Raw genomic sequence first — 17066 nt, 5'->3', positions numbered from 1 at the left:
TCCCCGAAGGACACTCGTACCCGACGGAGTTGCCGCCGGAGGGGGACGGGACATGCGGGACGGTCATCGGGCGGAGGCCGAGCGGCTGCTGGTGCGGGCCGTGGAGGAGGAGGTACGGCGTTCGGACGGGCGGGTCGACGGCCGGCTGCTGCTGGCGCGGGCCCGCGGCGCGCTGGACGCGATGGCGGGTGCGGCCGGCGAGGAGTACGAGGCCTACACGCGCGCACTGGACGAGGCGGAGGCCGGCCGGCTCACCTTCGGCCAGCGGTACGCCCGCGAAGGCGCCGGGACGGCCCTGCTCGTCGCGGCGGTCGCCGCCGTCGCCGCCGCCGTGGCCGACCTGGCCCTCGGCACCGGTACCGGCACGGCCCTCGGCGCGGGCGTCACCGCGGGCGCGGTGGGCGCAGCGGCGACGGTGGTGAAGGCGGCCGGCGCGCATCTGCCCGCCGCCCACCACCGCGCTGGCGCGGCCGGCCAGCCCGGCGGCCCGGAGCAGCTGCGGTTGCAGTGGCTGACCGCACTGGAGGTGCGGGGCGTCCGCCCCTTCCTCGACCAGCAGCGGGTGCTCAGCGCCTCCACCGGCGCCCGGAAGAAGGGCACCGGCCCGGCGCTGCGCGGCGCGGACAAGAGCGCGGCGGCCCGCAGGCGTTCGGTGCTGGAGCAGTCCTTCGGGCAGCTCCCGGACGCCGACGGCCCGTTCGCGGGGCGCCGGGCGGAGCTGGGGCGGATCAGGCAGTGGGCGCAGGCGGCGCGTGCGGCCACCGAGACCCGGCCGACGCTGGTGGTGCTGCACGGCGAGCCCGGCTCCGGCCGGACCACGCTCGCGGTGCGCGCGGCGCACGAGCTGCGGGACCACTTCCGGGGCGCGGTGGTGGTGGACCTGCGCGGCGGCAGCCGGGAGGAGGCGCCGCTGTCCACCCGGGACGCCCTGCTGCACCTGCTCAACCGGCTGGGCGCGCCCCGCGAGCAGCTGCTGTTCCGGGAGCGGTCCTCCCCCGACCAGCAGGTCAAGCGGCTGGCCGAGCTGTACCACCGGCATCTGACCGGACTGCCGGTGACGATCGTGCTGGACGACGCCTCGGACCCGGAGCAGGTGCGCGCCCTGGTGCCGGAGCGCTCCGACAGCCTGGTGCTGGTCACCGCCCGCTCCCCCCTCGACCTGCCCGCCGACCTGCCGGCCTGGGTGCACGAGCTGCCCGTCCCGGCGCTGGACGCGGCGGGCGCCGAGGAACTGCTGAGCGCGGCGGCCGAGGACGCGTCGGGGCCGTACGACGCCGACGCCGCCGACCGGGTCCGCGAGCTGTGCGGCGGGCTGCCGCTGGCGCTGCGGGTCGCGGGCTCGGCCCTGGGCCCGCGCTCACCCCGGCAGCTCGCCGCGGACCTGGGGGCGTACGGCCCGGTGGAGCCGGTGGAGCGGGCGCTGTGGCTGCGCTACACCGACCAGCCGGAGCCCACCCGCCGGCTGCTGCGCAGGCTCGCCCTGGCGGGCCGGGCCTCGCTGGGCGCGGCGGCGGCAGCCTCCCTGCTCGCCACCGACGAGGCCGAGGCCACCCGGCATCTGGTGGCGCTCGCCCGGGCGGGCCTGATCGACCACGTGCGCGGCAGCCGCTACCGGCTGCACGACCTGGTGCGGGCCTTCGCGCACGCCCGGCTGCTGGACGAGGAGGACCCGGCCGAGCGGGCGGCCGCGCAGCAGCGGCTGATCGTGAACTACGCGGAGCTGGCCGACTCGGTGCTGCGCCTGGTCGACGGGAACATGTCGACGCGGTCGAACCAGTTCGGCTCGCACGGCTTCCCCTCCCTCGACGAGGCGCTGCGCTGGCTGGACGACGAGTCCAGCTTCATCACGGCGGCCCTGCGCCACGCGGAGGGCGTGGACCAGGCGGCCGTGCTGAACCTGCTGGGCGCGCTGTGCGACTACTGCCTGCTGCGCGGCGACCTGTACCGGCTCGGTGAGATCAGCGAACTGGCGCAGTCGGTGGATCAGGGGCTGCTGGTGCGCTCGGTGCAGTGGCGCACCGGCATCGCGGCCCGGCAGCTCGGCGAGCTGGACAAGGCGCGCACCACGCTGACCTCGGTCGTGGACCTGTACCGGGAGGCCCAGCACGAGGCGGGGGCGGCCCGCGCGCTGACCTCACTGGGGATCACGTTGCACCACCAGGGCAACCTCACCGAGGCGGCGGCCAGGCTCCGGGAGGCGCTGGACCTGCAGGCGGCACCGGCGCTGGCGACGGACCGGGCGTGGACGATGCACGCGCTGGCGGCCGTCCAGCGCGACCGGGCCCGGCTGGCGGAGGCCCTGGACCTGCTCACCCGCTCGCTGGTCCTGCACCGCGAGGGCGGCTCGGTGCACGGCGAGGCCTGGGCGCACTTCCAGCTGGGCCAGCTGGCCCTGCGGCTGGGGGACGTGCCGCGCGCGGAGACGGAGCTGCGGACGGCGCTGGAGCGGTACGGCAGGACGCAGGACGCCCGCGGGGAGGCGTGGGCGCTGACCCAGCTGGCCCGGGCCCGGCTGGTGGCCGGCGACGCCCCCACGGCCCTGGAGGGCCTGCGCCGGGCGGTGCCCCGGCACCGGGAGAACGAGGACGCGCGCGGCGAGGCGTGGACGCTGTACTACCTGGGGCAGGCGCTGGAGGAGACCGGTGAGCTGGACCAGGCGGTGCGGGACCTGGAGCGGTCCCGGACGATGTTCTCCCGGATACGGGACGTGTACGGCCTGGCCTGTGCCCGGCACCACTCGGCGCGGGCGACCCGGGACCAGCGGGCCGCGCGGACCGGCTCGCTGCGCAACTCCGGTTTCGCCCGTCAGCTCCTGGTGGACGCGCGCGCCGACTTCCAGCGGATCGGCGTCGCCCACGGCGAGGCCTGGACCTGCCTGGAGCTGGCGGTGGTGGACGCGGGCAACGCGCGGACGCCGCAGGCGCTGGCGCTGTGCGACGAGGCGCTCACCCTGTTCACGTCCTACGGCGACCGGCGCGGCGAGGACTGGGCCCGCTTCCTGCGCTGCACCCTGCTGCCGTACGCGGCCCCGGGCGGGGTGGAGGTGGGCACGGCCGTCGCCCAGGAGGAGCTGGCCGAGCTGGCCCGCGCCCCGCACCCGCTGCGGGACGAGAAGCTGGCGGACTACGTCTCGGCGTACGCCCTGCTGCTGGAGCGGGGCGTCGAGCTGGAGGCCGGCTGGCAGGCCTGGCGGCTGCGCATGACTCCGGACCGCCACGCCCGGGAGGTGATGGGGGTGGCGGTGCCGGCGGAAGGCTGACCCCGGCGGGTCAGCGCTGCTGTGCCGCGGAGTCGGCCTGTTCCCGGGCCTTCTCCGCGTCGGCGTCCGGCGACTGCTTGAAGTCGACCTTCTGCATGTGCTTGTTCATCGACTTCATCAGGCCCCACACGGCCACGGCCATCACCGCGAAGACGATGAAACCGAGGACGCCGGGGGTGACCTTGTTCTCGTCCACCTCCTTGGCGAGGGGGACGAGGTGCGTCACTGCCAGGCTCACGCTTGCGCTCATGTCAGGCATTGTCCCGGATGCCCGCGAAGAGGTCGTCCTCGGGGAGGGAGGTATCGACGAGGGACTTCGCCAGCTCGTACTCCTCCGTCGGCCAGACCTCCTTCTGGAGCTCCAGCGGCACCTTGAACCAGCCGCCGTCCGGGTCGATCTGCGTGGCGTGGGCGATCAGCGCCTTGTCGCGGATCTCGAAGAAGTCCGCGCACGGGATGTGGGTGGTCAGGGTGCGCTCAGTGCGCTCCGCCTCGTTCCACCGCTTGAGCCACTCTCCGTACGGCGACTCCAGGCCGCGGTCGAGCATGGCCTGGTGCAGGGCCTCGGTGCGGGGACGGTTGAAGCCCTGGTTGTAGTAGAGCTTCAGCGGCTGGTAGGCGGGGCCGAACTCGTCCTCGGGGTACTTCCCGGTGTCCGCCGCGCCCTCGAACGCCACCATGGAGATCTTGTGGGTCATGATGTGGTCGGGGTGCGGGTAGCCGCCGTTCTCGTCGTAGGTGGTGATCACCTGCGGGCGGAAGGAGCGGATCTGCTTCACCAGCTCACCGGCCGCCTTGTCGACGTCCTCCAGGGCGAAGCAGCCCTCGGGCAGCGGCGGTAGCGGGTCGCCCTCCGGCAGGCCGGAGTCGACGAAGCCGAGCCACTCCTGCTTGACGCCGAGGATCTCCCGGGCCTCGTCCATCTCCTTGCGGCGCACCTCGTGGATGTGCTCCTCGATGTAGGCGTCGCCCTGGAGCTTGGGATTGAGGATGGACCCGCGCTCTCCGCCGGTGCAGGTCACCACCAGCACGTCCACCCCCTCGGACACGTACTTCGCCATGGTGGCCGCGCCCTTGCTCGACTCGTCGTCGGGGTGCGCGTGAACGGCCATCAGTCGCAACTGGTCAGTCAAGACTCAATCCTCGGTAAGTCGGCGCCCCGCGTCGTGGGGTGCGGTCAAACGGGTGCCGCCCCGAAGAGGCGTCCCGGAGGGGCGGTGGTCGGGCGGCGGGCGGGCGGCTTCTATAGTGACCGAATCGGGGGGCGAATAATTCCGCGGAGAGGACGATCATGAGTACCGCGAGCACGCGGCTGCCCGAGGGCCGCTACGGCCGTAACTCGGACCAGCGCGCCGACCGCAAGCTCAGGATCGCCGGTGCGGTGCTGGGCGCGGTGCTGCTCGCACTGGTCGGCTATTTCGCCTACCACTACGTCGCGCAGAACGAGATCAGCGCCGAGGTCATCACCTTCCAGGCCTCCGGCGACGCGGTCAAGGTGCACCTGGAGGTCCGCAAGGACGCCGGCGCCTCCGGCTACTGCACCCTGCGCTCGCAGTCGGCCGACGGCGCCGAGGTGGGCCGCGCGGACTTCCGCTTCTCCGGGTCGGCCACCCGGATCGACAAGGTCGTCACGCTCCGTACGACGGCGCAGGGGACGACGGCCGAGCTGCTGGGCTGTCACGCCGGCTGACACCGGCCGAACACGCGCGGCCACGCTCCGGGTTCACCCGGAATGCGTAGGCACTGACCTGCGTTGATGTGATTCTGATGGCTTATGTCCTCCCCCTTCCGGCGTTGAATTGTTAGGCTCGTGGTTTCGCCCATCCATGAGGGAACATGCTTCTGGGTAGGGCGATGCTTTGTATTCCCAGTACCGACGAGGAGCACCCTGTGACCCAGACCAGCGAGAACGTCACCTGGCTGACCCAGGAGGCGTACAACAAGCTCAAGGACGAGCTTGAGTACCTTACTGGTCCTGCGCGCACGGAGATCGCCGCCAAGATCGCGGCCGCGCGCGAGGAGGGCGACCTGCGCGAGAACGGCGGGTACCACGCTGCCAAGGAGGAGCAGGGCAAGCAGGAACTGCGCGTGCGCCAGCTGACCCAGCTCCTCGAGAACGCCAAGGTCGGCGAGCCGCCGGCCGCGGACGGTGCCGTCGCGCCCGGCATGGTCGTCACGATCGCCTTCGACGGTGACGAGGACGACACGCTGACGTTCCTGCTCGCCTCCCGCGAGTACGCGAGCTCCGACATCGAGACCTACTCGCCGCAGTCCCCGCTGGGCTCGGGCGTCATCGGCCACAAGGTCGGCGAGGACGCGGAGTACGAGCTGCCGAACGGCAAGAAGGCCTCGGTCCGCATCCTGAAGGCCGAGCCGTACACGGGCTGATCCCGGCCCGGTCGGCTTACGGCCCCCGGCGCCCTCAGGGGCGCCGGGGGCCTTGTCATGCTCGGGCCGCCGCGGGCGGCCCGAGCCCGCGAGGCTCTCAGGCGGTCGCGGAGCGGTACTTGCGCACAGCGAGGGTGCGGAACACCAGGATGATCACCACCGACCAGATCAGCGAGGCCAGGACCGGGTGCTGCATGGGCCAGGCGTCGGGTGTCCGGAAGCCCGGCGGCAGGTTGCCGAACAGCTCGCGGCAGGCCTGGACGGTGGCGCTGAACGGGTTCCACTCCGCTATGTGCCGCAGGAAAACCGGCATCTGGTTCGCGTCCACGAACGCGTTCGAGATGAACGTCAGCGGAAACAGCCAGATCAGACCGCCCGAGGTCGCCGCCTCCGGGGTGCGCACGGACAGGCCGATGAGCGCGCCGATCCAGGAGAACGCGTAGCCGAGCAGCAGGAACAGGGCGAATCCGGCGAGCACCTTGCCGAAGTTCTCGTGCGTGCGCCAGCCGACCAGCACGGCCACGACCGCGAGGACGAGCAGGGTCAGCGCCGTCTGGACCAGGTCGGCGAGGGTGCGCCCGGTCAGGACCGCGCCGCGCGCCATGGGCAGGGAGCGGAACCGGTCGATGAGGCCCTTGTGCATGTCGTCGGCGATGCCCGCGCCGGCGCCCGCCGTGGCGAACGTGACGGTCTGGGCGAAGATGCCGGCCATCAGGAACTCGCGGTAGGCCTGCGTGGAGTTGGAGGAGCCGACCTGGATCGAGCCGCCGAACACGTAGGTGAACAGCACCACGAACATGATGGGCTGGATCAGCCCGAAGATCAGCATCTCGGGGATCCGGCCCATGCGGATCAGGTTCCGGCGGGCTACGACCAGTGAGTCGCGGACGGATCTGACCACGGGGTTGCCGGGCGCCGCGACGGGCGCGGTCTCGGTGACGGCACTCATTTCACGGCCTCCTTGCCGGTGCGCTCGTCCTGCGCGGCGCTCTCCGCCGCGTGTCCGGTCAGGGACAGGAAGACGTCGTCGAGGGTGGGGCGGCGCAGCCCGACGTCGTCCATCTCGATCCCGCGCGAGTCCAGCTCGCGGATGACCTCGGCGAGCAGCTTGGCGCCGCCGGTGACGGGCACCGTGAGCTTGCGGGTGTGCTCCTCGACCGTGGTCTCGCCCTTGCCGAAGCCGCGCAGCACCTCCGCGGCGGCGGGCAGCTCCTCCCGCTCGTGCACCACGACCTCGACGCGCTCGCCGCCGGTGCGGGCCTTGAGCTGGTCGGAGGTGCCCTTGGCGATGACGCGGCCGTGGTCGACGACCGCGATGTCGTGGGCCAGGTGGTCGGCCTCTTCCAGGTACTGCGTGGTGAGCAGCAGCGTCGTCCCGCCGGAGACGAGCTGTTTGATGACCTCCCACAGCTGCTGGCGGTTGCGCGGGTCGAGGCCCGTCGTCGGTTCGTCCATGAACATCACCGGCGGCGAGACCACGAGGGCCGCGGCGAGGTCCAGCCGGCGGCGCATGCCTCCGGAGTAGGTCTTGGCGGGACGGTCGGCGGCTTCGGCGAGGTGGAACTGCTCCAGCAGCTCCGCCGCGCGCGCCTTGGCCGCCTTCGCCCTCATCTGGTAGAGCTGCCCGACCATCTGCAGGTTCTCCCGGCCGGTCAGGTACTCGTCGACCGCCGCGAACTGGCCGGAGAGGCCGATGGAGCGGCGTACGGCGTCGGGGTGCCGCAGCACGTCCACGCCGGCGACCACCGCCTTGCCGCTGTCGGGGCGCAGCAGGGTCGTCAGGCAGCGGACGGCCGTCGTCTTGCCGGCGCCGTTCGGCCCGAGGAGGCCGAGGACCGTGCCCTCGGGCACGTCGAGGTCGACGCCGTCCAGTGCCCTTACGTCGCCGAAGGTCTTCACCAGACCTTCGGCATAGATGGCACCTGGCATATGTGTCTCCACGTCGTCGGGGATTTCGGGGACGGATTCTTCGCAAAGGCTAGGTTTGTTCGCCCGGCCGTGCCCGTGGTTTTCGCTGATGCGGACGCCGGTGCGCACGGGTGCGGTGCTCGTGCGGGCAGGCCGGCCGGCGACCACACGACACACCATAACGCGATGTATCGCGTCTCTCAAGAGACTTCGCCCGAACGGGTGGTGGCCGTGGCCGGCCGTTCCGGGTCGGTCCTTGACGGTGCAGCCGGGTCAGTCCATGACGGTGTAACCGGCCTCCCGCAGGGCCCGGCCGACCTCGGCGCAGTGCGCCGGGCCCTTCGTCTCCAGGTGCAGCTCGACCTCGGCCTCCGTCAGACCGAGACCGTGGCCGGTGCGGACGTGGCTCACGTCGAGGACGTTGGCGTCGGCCGCCGACAGCACCCCGAGCAGCGTGGCGAGCGCGCCCGGCCGGTCCGTCAGCCGCAGCCGGACGGCCAGGTAACGGCCCTGCGCGGCCATGCCGTGCCGCAGCACCCGCTGCATCAGCACCGGATCGACGTTGCCGCCGGAGAGCACCGCGACGACCGGGCCCCCGAAGGCGTCCGGCGCGGCCAGCAGCGCCGCCACCGGGCTCGCCCCGGCCGGCTCCACGACCAGCTTGGCCCGCTCCAGGCAGAGCAGCAGCGCCGCCGACAACTGGTCCTCGCTGACCGTGCGCACCTCGTCGACCAGTTCGCCGACGATCCCGAACGGCACCACACCGGGCCGCCCCACCTTGATGCCGTCGGCCATCGTCGCCGGGCTCAGCAACGACACCGGGCGCCCGGCGGCCAGCGAAGGCGGGTAGCAGGCGGCCCCCTCCGCCTGCACGCCGACGATCCGCACGTCCGGCCGCAGCGCCTTCACCCCCACCGCGATCCCCGCCGCGAGCCCGCCGCCGCCCATGCCGACGACGATCGTGCGGACCTCCGGGCACTGCTCCAGGATCTCCAGGCCGACCGTGCCCTGGCCGGCGATCACGTCCGGGTGGTCGAAGGGGTGGATGAACACCGCGCCGGTCCGGTCGGCGTACTCCTGGGCGGCGGCCAGCGTCTCGTCGACCACCTGGCCGTGCAGGCGCACCTCGGCGCCGTAGTCCCGGGTCGCGCTGATCTTCGGCAGCGGCGCGCCCTCCGGCATGAACACCGTGGCGTGCACACCGAGCAGGGAGGAGGCGAGCGCGACGCCCTGCGCGTGGTTGCCGGCGCTCGCGGCCACCACACCGGCCGCCCGCTCCTCCGGCAGCAGCCCGGCGATCCGCACGTAGGCGCCGCGCAGCTTGAACGAGCCGGTCCGCTGGAGGTTCTCGCACTTCAGATGCACGGGCGCGCCGACCAGCTGGGACAGGTGCCGGCTGCCCTCCATCGCGGTCGCACGGGCCACTCCCGAGAGCATCTTCTGGGCGCCGCGCACGTCGTCGAGGGTCACGGAGCGCAAGGAGTCGGCCGTGCGGTAGCTCATGGCTCCAGCATCGCAGTTCACGTTCGCGCACGGCGGGCCTGACCAAGCAGCGAGACCGGTTCGTGCAGCGCCGGTACGGCCCGGCGCCGGGCCGCGTACTCTGTCCCCCAACCAGCAGCCCTTCATGAAGCGAGCCTCCGGCCATGCCCACAACACCTGAAATGTCGATGGACATGACGACCGTCGGTGACACCGGTCTCCTCGACACCCTCCAGCACGAGGTGGCGGTGTTCGCCCGCCGTGCCGAACAGACGCGGCTCGGCGGCGTCGGCCAGGTGCGCAACTCCATGGACCGTGCCGCGTACCTGCTGCTCAACCGGCTCGACAACGAGGGCCCGATGGGCGTCAAGGCGCTCGCCGCGAGCATGGGCATCGACTCCTCCACGGTCACCCGGCAGGTGGCGCCCCTGGTCGACACCGGGCTCGTCAAGCGCACCTCGCACCCGGAGGACGGGCGCGCGGTGGTGCTCCAGCTGTCGCCGCGCGGTGCCGCGCGGCTGGCGGAGGTGCGCTCGTCCCGGCGTCAGCTCATGGCCGAGCTGACCCACGACTGGGCGCCGGAGGAGCGCGAGCAGTTCTGCACGCTGCTCACCCGCTTCAACCACGCGCTCTCCGCGCGGATGACCGTGCAGGGCGTCCCGGCTGCGGAGCAGCCCCCGGCCTCCTGACCGCGCGCCGCACGGCGCGGGTTCCTAGGTCTTGACCCCGGCCCGTCACTGGCCTGATATGAGACCGGGTCCGCAGAGGGGTTCGTCCGGACCGGTCCCGGCCCGGCCGGGGCGGGACCCCGTCGGGGGGAGGCGCGGTGGGGGATCGGCAAGTGGCCCGTGATGCCCGCCGAACCCGGGAGTTCGAGGCGTTCGTCGCGGGTGCGGCCGGGCGCCTGCTGCACGCCGCCATGCTGCTCACCGCCGAGGCGCCGGAGGCCAACCCGCGCGCGCGGCGCCTGCTGACGCTCGCGCTCGCCCACACCTACGCCCGCTGGGACCGGCTGCGCGGCGAGGACCCGTACGACTGCGCCCGCCAGTACCTCGCCACCCGCTTCGCGCGCACCACCTGGCACCGGTACGGCGCCTTCGGCCGCGCCCGGCCGGATCCGCGCAGCCCGCTGGCCGCGCTCGCACCGCGCGAGCGGCTGGTCCTGGTCCTGCGGTTCTACGAGGGAGTGGCCGAGGAGCAGACGGCGGCCCTGCTCGGCCTGCCCGTGGAACGCGTCCACAGCCTCTGCGACCGCGCGACGGCCGACGTGCTGCACCCCGCCCGCCCGGTCGCCCCCCGCGCGGCGGACACCGGGGCGGCACCGTCGTGAGCCGCGCCGGCGATCCCGTACGGCCCGTCCCCCCGCACGGCCGCCGCCGGGGCGCCTCCTCGCGGGAGCGCCGGTCCGGCGGCGGGAGGCCGTGGTGAGGCGGGGCGAGCGGGAAGCCGCCGTGCGGCGGATCATGGAGCGGGGCGGGGCTCCGGTGCCGCCGGAGCTGCACGCGGACGCGGTGCGCCGCGGGGAACGTCTGCTGCGGCAGCGGCGGCTCGTCCGCCGGGTCCTGTGGCTGCTGGCCTGCGTCGCGGCCGTCGTCTTCGCGGTGTGGGCGGCCGACGCCCATCCCTGGGCGGAGCCGCCCTCGCAAACGACCCCACCGCTGACCGGCTGGTGACCCCCGCTACTTGCCGAGGGCCTGCCGCAGGTCCTCCAGCAGGTCGTCGACGTTCTCGATGCCGACCGACAGGCGCACCAGGTCGGCCGGGACCTCCAGCGCGGAACCGGCGACGGAGGCGTGCGTCATCCGGCCGGGGTGCTCGATGAGGGACTCGACACCGCCGAGGGACTCGCCGAGGGTGAACACCTGGGCGCGGTCGCACACGTCGACCGCGGCCTGCTCGCCGCCCCTGACCCGGAACGACACCATGCCGCCGAACGCCTTCATCTGCTTGGCGGCGACCTCGTGCCCGGGGTGCTCGGGCAGCCCCGGGTAGAGCACGCTCGTCACGCGCGCGTGCCGGGACAGCATGTCGGCGATCTTCGTGGCGTTCTCGCTGTGCCGGTCCATGCGCACCGCGAGGGTCTTGGTGCCGCGCAGCACCAGCCAGGAGTCGAAGGGGCCGGCGACGGCGCCCATCGCGTTCTGGTGGTAGGCCAGTTCCTCGCCGAGCCCCGGGTCGGAGACGATCAGCGCGCCGCCGACCACGTCGGAGTGGCCGCCCATGTACTTGGTCAGGGAGTGCACGACGACGTCGGCGCCGAGCGCCAGCGGCTGCTGGAGGTAGGGCGTGGCGAAGGTGTTGTCGACGACGAGCTTGGCGCCCGCGCCGTGGGCGACCTGGGCGACGGCCGCGATGTCGGTGATGCCGAGCAGCGGGTTGGAGGGGGTCTCCACCCAGACGGCCTTGGTCTTCGGGGTGATCGCGGCCCGCACGGCGGCCGGGTCGCTGGTGTCGGCGACCGACCACTCCACCCCCCAGCGGGTGGCGACCTTCGCGAAGAGCCGGAAGGTGCCGCCGTAGGCGTCGTTCGGGATCACCACGTGGTCGCCGGGGGTGAGCAGCGTACGCAGCAGGGTGTCCTCGGCCGCCAGGCCGGACGCGAAGGCGAGGCCGCGGCGGCCGCCCTCCAGCGCGGCGAGGTTCTCCTCCAGGGCCGTCCGGGTCGGGTTGGCGCTACGGCTGTACTCGTAGCCGCCGCGGAGCCCGCCGACGCCGTCCTGCTTGTAGGTCGAGACCTGGTAGATCGGCGGGACGACCGCGCCGGTGAGGGGATCCGCGGTGTTGCCCGCGTGGATCGCGAGGGTCTCGAAGTGCTGACTGATGTGCCTGTCGCTCATGTGCACCGAGCGTAATGCGCCCGGCGGGATGGTGACGCCCGCCATGAACTCTCGCCGCGCCGCGCGATCCGGCCGTCATGCTCGAACGGCCGGGCGGCCGCCGGCGGGCGCCCTGTGCGCCTCCGAGGCATCCCGCTGTCATGTCCTCGCCCGGAGTTTTCCACAGTCCGGCGGCGGGGTTCGCCAATTGCCGGCGGCGTCTGGTTCGCTTGAGGCATGTCGATTCTCTGGCTGCTGATGGCGCTGCTCCTGCTGGGCTTCGTGCTGCTCCCGGTCGTACGGCGCAGGCGCGGGGTGATCGAGCAGGTTCCCCCCGGACACCCGGACGCCGCCGACCCCGCGGCCTACGGCTTCCTGCGCCAGGAGGAGCTGGACGTACGCCTGCCCGGCCCGGACGAGGACCTGCTCCAGGTCCTGGAGCTGGTGCAGCGCACGCAGGACTACCGGGCCGCCGCCCAGCTGCTGGCCGGCACCGAGTCCGGGGGCGAGCGGCGCTGGCAGCGGGTGCAGGCCTTCGCCGGCGCCGCCGCGCTGGAGTTGCAGCAGCGGCCCGGCGGGGTGCACGAGACCCCGGGTGGCCAGTGGCTGCCGGTGTGGCGGGCCGAGCAGCCCAAGGACGCGGGCGCCGCCGCCGTCCACGCGGAGTTCCTGGTGCAGCAGGCCTGGCGGACGTCGACGCCGGGCACGGACGACTTCCGCATCATCATGGAGGAGGCGCGGGACGCCTGTGCGCAGGCGGCCCTGCTGGCGCCCGGTGACCCGGTGCCGTACGTGACGGAGCTGTCCATCGCACGCGGACTGGCCTATCAGCACGCCGAGTTCGACCAGCTGTGGCTGAAGATCCTCGACCGCGCCCCGCACCACATGGGCGCGCACCTGGCCGCGTTGCAGTACTGGTGCGAGAAGTGGCACGGCTCGCGCGAGCAGGCGTACTCCTTCGCGGAGGCCGCCGCTGCCCGTGCCCCGGAGGGTTCGCTGCTCGCCGCGCTGCCGCTGTTCGCGGTGTTCGAGCACCTGCCGGAGGTGAACCTCGTCGCGAGCTTCTACCGGAGCGAGGTCGTCACCAAGGCGATCCACGGCGCGCTGCACGCGGTGCACGCGGCCGGCCCCGAGGACCCCACGCTGCCGCACGTCCGGCACCTGCTGCTGTTCTTCCTGGTCCGCGCCGAACGCTGGGCGGAGGCCATGCAGCAGCTGATCCACATCGACGGTCACGTCGGCGCGCTGCCGTGGATCCTGTCCGCCGATCCGGCCGCCGAGTTCGCCCTGCACCGCGCGCTGGCCGTGGCCGGTTACGAGGCCAACGGCGGCAGCCCGGCCGGTCTTCCCGGCTGACGCACCCCTCCGGGCCCCGTCCCGGGACCGCCACCCTTCCCGCCCCCGAAATCCGCATTGCCCTTCTGACCTGCGGTAGGGCATACTCCGCATCCCCCCACACCGCACCACTCAGCACCGCCGGCACCGCCAGGCACCGCCCGCGGCCGACCGGCCCGCCGCCGGCCCGGCGCTCCGTCATGTCCCTTTTCCTTTGGTCCTGTGGGGGGATCTGCCCGATGGGCGCAACTCTGCGCGCGCTGCGCGCCCTCGTCCTGCTGTTCGGCTTCTACCTGCTGAGCCTCGTCCTGCTCGCCGCGCTGATCGGCGTCGACGTCCTCGTGTTCGGCTGGGGACACGGCCCGCTCACCGTGAAGGTCGGCTTCATCACGGTACTGCTGGCCGTCCCCGTCGTCCGCGGCATGCTGATGCTGCGCACCCCGAAGGGCGAGGACGGGCCCGGCATCCCGGTCACCGAGGCCGACGAGCCCCGGCTGTGGGCGCTGGTCCGGGAGCTGGCCGCGGCGGCCGGCACCCGCGCGCCCGACCGCATCCTGCTCACCGGCGAGGTCAACGCGGCCGTCAGCGAGAACCCGCGGCTGCTCGGCCTGCTCCCCGGCCCGCGCCGGCTCTACCTCGGCGTCCCGCTGCTGACCGGCCTGACCGAGGCCCAGCTGCGGTCCGTACTCGCCCACGAGTTCGGGCACTTCACCGGCGGGGACACCCGGCTCTCCGCGCTCGTCGTGCGCGGGCGCGTGCAGATCGGCCGGGTCATCGGCCAGTTCCACGAGAAGGCGGACGACAAGGTGGCCGCCGACCGGGCCCGGCAGGAACGGGCGTCCGCCAAGCGGATCGCCAAGGGCAAGAAGGCCAAGCGGATCGACACGACCGGCGTCGGAGCGACGTACCGGACGATGGCGAGGATCTACACCGCCTACGGCAAGCTCTACCTGCGCGCCTCCCTCTCCACCGCGCGCGGCCAGGAGTTCGCCGCCGACCTGACCGCCGCCCGGATCGCCGGACGGGACGCGACCGCGTCGGCGCTGCGCGAGGTCCCGGTCCTGTCCGCCTCCCACGATTTCTACCTGGAGTCCTACGCCACCCTCGGCCTGCAGGCCCGGCTGCTGCCGCCGCGCGGCGAGTTCTTCGGCGGCTTCGGCCGGCTGCTGACGGCCCGTGAACTGGAGCTCGCGGGGCTCCGCTCACAGCTTCCGGAGGAGCCGGCCGGGCCGTACGACTCGCACCCGCCGATCGCCGAGCGGGTGCGCCGGGTCGAGGCGCTGCCCGCGGACGGCCGCACCGACGAGGCCAAGGGGGCGGCGCTGGCCCTGCTGGCCGACCCGGCGCGCACCCTGGCCGCCCTGGAGGACGCCGTCCTCGCCGACGAGCTGCTCGGTTACCCGCGCGCGGGCGGCTGGGAGGACCTGCTGGACGCCTCGATGGCCACGGGCCTGTCGGCGGCGCGGACCCCGCTGCACCGGGCGCTGGCGCAGTACACCGGTCAGCCGCCGACGCTGTCCGCGCTGCTGGACGTCATCGACGACGGCCGGCTGTGGCGGGTGGCCGAGCAGCTGCCGCTGTCGGAGGAGGCCGCCGCCGCGAAGGGGCGGGCGTTCCGCGAGTTCGTCCGGCCCGTGCTGCGCCGCTCGCTGCGCACCATGGTGCTGGCCGAGTTCAGCTCCCGTTCGCTGCTGCACTGGGAGTTCTCCTGGACCCGCCCGGCGGCGGTGCGGCTGCCCGGCTGGGGCTCGCAGACGGAGGACGACGGCCCGGAGGCGGCGCTGGAGGCTGCCGTGGAGGCGGCGGTCGCCGACCACCCCGAGACCACACGGCTGCGGGCGCTCCTGCCGCCGGCCACCCAGAACGCCTGACGGACCACGGCCCGCCGACTGCCCGGCAGGCCCGCGCCCGCCCCCACTGCCGTACCTCCCGAAACGAACGGACCCGACCCCGATGACCGTCCTCTTCTGGATCCTGGGCATCCTGGCCGTGCCCACGCTGCTCTTCGTGCTGTGGCTGGCCTGGGTGTTCCTGAAGGAGCTGTTCCACCCGAGCCCCGACGACGACGCGGAGGTCGCCGAGGCGGCGGAGGCCGCGCAGGCCGCACAGAAGCTCGGGCTGCTGCCCGCCGAGCGGCAGAACACCGACCTGGCCGCGCCCCTGCCGGCGGAGTGGACCGCCGCGCTCACCGCGGTCCGCGGCGGTGACTGGCGGCCGGCCGCCGACCTGCTCGCGGCGGTCGGCCGCGACTGGGAGCGCCGGTCGGCGCTCGTGTACCTGCTGGCGGACCGCGCGGCCGAGGAGGACGCGTGGCTGCTGGACTGGGAGGCCGAGCGGCGCGAAGACCCCGGCGCCGCCGTGGTGCGGGCGCGCAGCACGGTGATCCTCGCCTGGAAGCTGCGCGGTGCGAAGACGGCCCGGTACACGACCCGGGAGCAGGCCGAGGGCTTCCACCGCACGCTGGTCTCGGCCCGTGCGGAGATCACCCGGGCGGCGGCGCTGAACCCGCAGGACCCCACTCCGTACATCGCGGAGACATGGGTGGCGCTCGGCCTCGGCTATCCGAACGCCGACATGGACAAGCTGTGGGCGCAGATCTCCGCCCGCGCCCCGCACCACTACGAGGCCCACTTCTCGGCGCTCCAGTACTGGTGCGCGAAGTGGCGCGGCTCCGAACGGCTGGCCTTCGAGTTCGCCGAACGGGCCGCCGCCGACGCGCCGTTGGGCAGCCTGCTGACGGCGCTGCCGCTCATCGCGCACTTCGAGCACGACGAGTCGGAGGACACCGCGGCCGACAACACGCCGGAGATGCTGGCCCGGGTCGAGGCGGCGCTCCAGGACGCCGCGGCGGCGGACCCGTCCCACCCGCGGTTGCCGGAGCTGCGGCACCTGCTGGCGTTCTACCTGCACCTCCAGGACCGCAACGAGGCGGCGCTGGAGCAGTTCAAGCTGGTGGACGGCCATGTGAACGCGCTGCCGTGGCGCTACCGGGGCGACATGGCCGGGCACTACTGCCAGGTCCGCGACACCGTGGTGCGGGCGGTGCGGGAGACCGCCGCGGCGCCCGCCTGACCGGAATGCGGCGGGTCGCCCGGACGTTGTGGGCGGTGCCGGCCGGCGAGGCCGCCCGGCACCCCATCCCCCGACCGACAGGGAGACCCCATGCTCTTCGGCCGCACGCCCCGGCTGCCCACCCCCGAGCAGGCACTCACGGGCCGCCCCGCACTCCCCTACGAGGTCCCCCACCGGCACACCGTCCTCGGCACCCCGCTCCTCGGCCCGTACCCGGAGGGCCTGGAGGTCGCCGACTTCGCCCTGGGCTGCTTCTGGGGCGCGGAGCGCACGTTCTGGCGGCTCCCGGCGGGCGTGCACACCACCCTGGTCGGCTACCAGGGCGGCTACACCGAGAACCCGACGTACGAGGAGGTCTGTTCGGGCCTGACCGGCCACACGGAGGCCGTCCGCGTGGTCTACGACCCGCGGCAGATCTCGTACGACCGCCTGCTCAAGACCTTCTGGGAGTCCCACAACCCCACGCAGGGCTTCCGTCAGGGCAATGACGTGGGCACCCAGTACCGCTCGGCGATCTACACCCACACCCCGGAGCAGGCGGCCACGGCGCTGGCCTCCCGCGAAACCTACCAGAAGGTCCTGACCTCCTCCGGCTACGGCACGATCACCACGGAGATCCTCCCGGCACAGGGCCGCACCTTCTACCCGGCCGAGGCATATCACCAGCAGTACCTCGACAAGAACCCCGCGGGTTACTGCGGCCTGGGCGGCACCGGTCTGTCCTGTCCGGTCGGGGTCGCCGAGGCGCAGGGCTGAGCTGAATCCGGCGGCGGTTCCCGGTCCCTCCCCGTAGATTCACCCCCGTG

At 73.4% G+C, this 17066-nt stretch carries 16 protein-coding genes; 10 read left to right on the top strand and 6 right to left on the bottom strand.

The window, feature by feature from the left end; genetic code table 11:
* The first annotated feature begins 52 nt into the window (after positions 1-52).
* Positions 53-3259: a tetratricopeptide repeat protein gene (locus ACZ5DC_RS14660; protein WP_468652649.1), complete on the top strand. Its 3207-nt coding sequence runs from the start codon at positions 53-55 to the stop codon at positions 3257-3259.
* A gap of 10 nt (positions 3260-3269) precedes the next feature.
* Here ACZ5DC_RS14660 and ACZ5DC_RS14655 read toward each other — a convergent pair whose 3' ends face one another.
* Together ACZ5DC_RS14655 and mca are read right to left on the bottom strand one after the other, a co-directional pair.
* Complete coding sequence (locus tag ACZ5DC_RS14655; protein ID WP_468652647.1) at positions 3270-3518, bottom strand: hypothetical protein; 249 nt, start codon at positions 3516-3518, stop codon at positions 3270-3272.
* Positions 3511-4371, bottom strand: coding sequence for a mycothiol conjugate amidase Mca (gene mca / locus ACZ5DC_RS14650; RefSeq protein WP_366748807.1), 861 nt, complete (start codon positions 4369-4371; stop codon positions 3511-3513). The genes ACZ5DC_RS14655 and mca overlap by 8 nt, the downstream gene beginning before the upstream one ends.
* A gap of 179 nt (positions 4372-4550) precedes the next feature.
* Here mca and ACZ5DC_RS14645 point away from each other — a divergent pair, with 179 nt between their 5' ends.
* Both ACZ5DC_RS14645 and greA read left to right on the top strand, forming a co-directional pair.
* Positions 4551-4949 carry a DUF4307 domain-containing protein gene (locus ACZ5DC_RS14645; protein WP_468652645.1) on the top strand — a complete coding sequence of 133 codons (399 nt, stop codon included), beginning with the start codon at positions 4551-4553 and terminating at the stop codon, positions 4947-4949.
* 200 nt (positions 4950-5149) lie between these two features.
* Positions 5150-5647, top strand: coding sequence for a transcription elongation factor GreA (gene greA, locus ACZ5DC_RS14640; RefSeq protein WP_468652643.1), 498 nt, complete (start codon positions 5150-5152; stop codon positions 5645-5647).
* A 97-nt stretch (positions 5648-5744) separates the two neighbouring features.
* Here the strand turns inward: greA and ACZ5DC_RS14635 are convergent, their stop codons facing one another.
* From ACZ5DC_RS14635 to ilvA, 3 genes are all read right to left on the bottom strand, one after another.
* On the bottom strand, positions 5745-6596 hold the full coding sequence (locus ACZ5DC_RS14635) for an ABC transporter permease (RefSeq protein ID WP_366748741.1): 852 nt from the start codon (positions 6594-6596) through the stop codon (positions 5745-5747).
* On the bottom strand, positions 6593-7576 hold the full coding sequence (locus ACZ5DC_RS14630) for an ATP-binding cassette domain-containing protein (protein ID WP_468652641.1): 984 nt from the start codon (positions 7574-7576) through the stop codon (positions 6593-6595). Before ACZ5DC_RS14630 ends, ACZ5DC_RS14635 begins: the two co-directional genes overlap by 4 nt.
* Before the next feature lie 252 nt (positions 7577-7828).
* The gene (gene ilvA, locus ACZ5DC_RS14625; RefSeq protein ID WP_468652639.1) at positions 7829-9058 is read right to left on the bottom strand and encodes a threonine ammonia-lyase; all 1230 of its coding nucleotides are present in this window, start codon (positions 9056-9058) and stop codon (positions 7829-7831) included.
* A 161-nt stretch (positions 9059-9219) separates the two neighbouring features.
* Here ilvA and ACZ5DC_RS14620 point away from each other — a divergent pair, with 161 nt between their 5' ends.
* From ACZ5DC_RS14620 to ACZ5DC_RS14610, 3 genes are all read left to right on the top strand, one after another.
* Complete coding sequence (locus ACZ5DC_RS14620; RefSeq protein WP_468652812.1) at positions 9220-9726, top strand: MarR family winged helix-turn-helix transcriptional regulator; 507 nt, start codon at positions 9220-9222, stop codon at positions 9724-9726.
* 137 nt (positions 9727-9863) lie between these two features.
* Positions 9864-10367 (top strand): sigma factor-like helix-turn-helix DNA-binding protein, encoded by a 504-nt coding sequence (locus ACZ5DC_RS14615; protein ID WP_468652637.1) that lies wholly within the window; start codon positions 9864-9866, stop codon positions 10365-10367.
* A gap of 94 nt (positions 10368-10461) precedes the next feature.
* Entirely contained in the window at positions 10462-10710 is a 249-nt protein-coding gene (locus tag ACZ5DC_RS14610; RefSeq protein ID WP_468652635.1) for a hypothetical protein, read from the top strand.
* A gap of 6 nt (positions 10711-10716) precedes the next feature.
* Here the strand turns inward: ACZ5DC_RS14610 and ACZ5DC_RS14605 are convergent, their stop codons facing one another.
* Positions 10717-11874 carry a cystathionine gamma-synthase gene (locus ACZ5DC_RS14605; protein ID WP_468652633.1) on the bottom strand — a complete coding sequence of 386 codons (1158 nt, stop codon included), beginning with the start codon at positions 11872-11874 and terminating at the stop codon, positions 10717-10719.
* A gap of 216 nt (positions 11875-12090) precedes the next feature.
* On the opposite strand from ACZ5DC_RS14605, the gene ACZ5DC_RS14600 reads away from it, so the two are divergent.
* The 4 genes from ACZ5DC_RS14600 (at position 12091) to msrA (ending at position 17016) form a co-directional block, all read left to right on the top strand.
* Positions 12091-13209, top strand: a complete 1119-nt coding sequence (locus ACZ5DC_RS14600; protein ID WP_468652631.1) for a hypothetical protein — start codon at positions 12091-12093, stop codon at positions 13207-13209.
* A 218-nt stretch (positions 13210-13427) separates the two neighbouring features.
* On the top strand, positions 13428-15059 hold the full coding sequence (locus tag ACZ5DC_RS14595) for a M48 family metalloprotease (protein ID WP_468652629.1): 1632 nt from the start codon (positions 13428-13430) through the stop codon (positions 15057-15059).
* An 82-nt stretch (positions 15060-15141) separates the two neighbouring features.
* The gene (locus ACZ5DC_RS14590) at positions 15142-16260 is read left to right on the top strand and encodes a hypothetical protein (RefSeq protein ID WP_468652627.1); all 1119 of its coding nucleotides are present in this window, start codon (positions 15142-15144) and stop codon (positions 16258-16260) included.
* Positions 16261-16350: 90 nt separating this feature from the next.
* A complete protein-coding gene (gene msrA, locus ACZ5DC_RS14585) occupies positions 16351-17016 on the top strand; it encodes a peptide-methionine (S)-S-oxide reductase MsrA (protein ID WP_468652625.1) in 666 nt (221 codons plus the stop codon).
* The last annotated feature ends 50 nt before the right edge of the window (positions 17017-17066 follow it).

The organism is Streptomyces sp. NPDC031445 (assembly GCF_055581365.1).
Note: the sequence above shows the minus strand (reverse complement) of the source record. Positions and strands in the feature narration are given on the sequence as shown.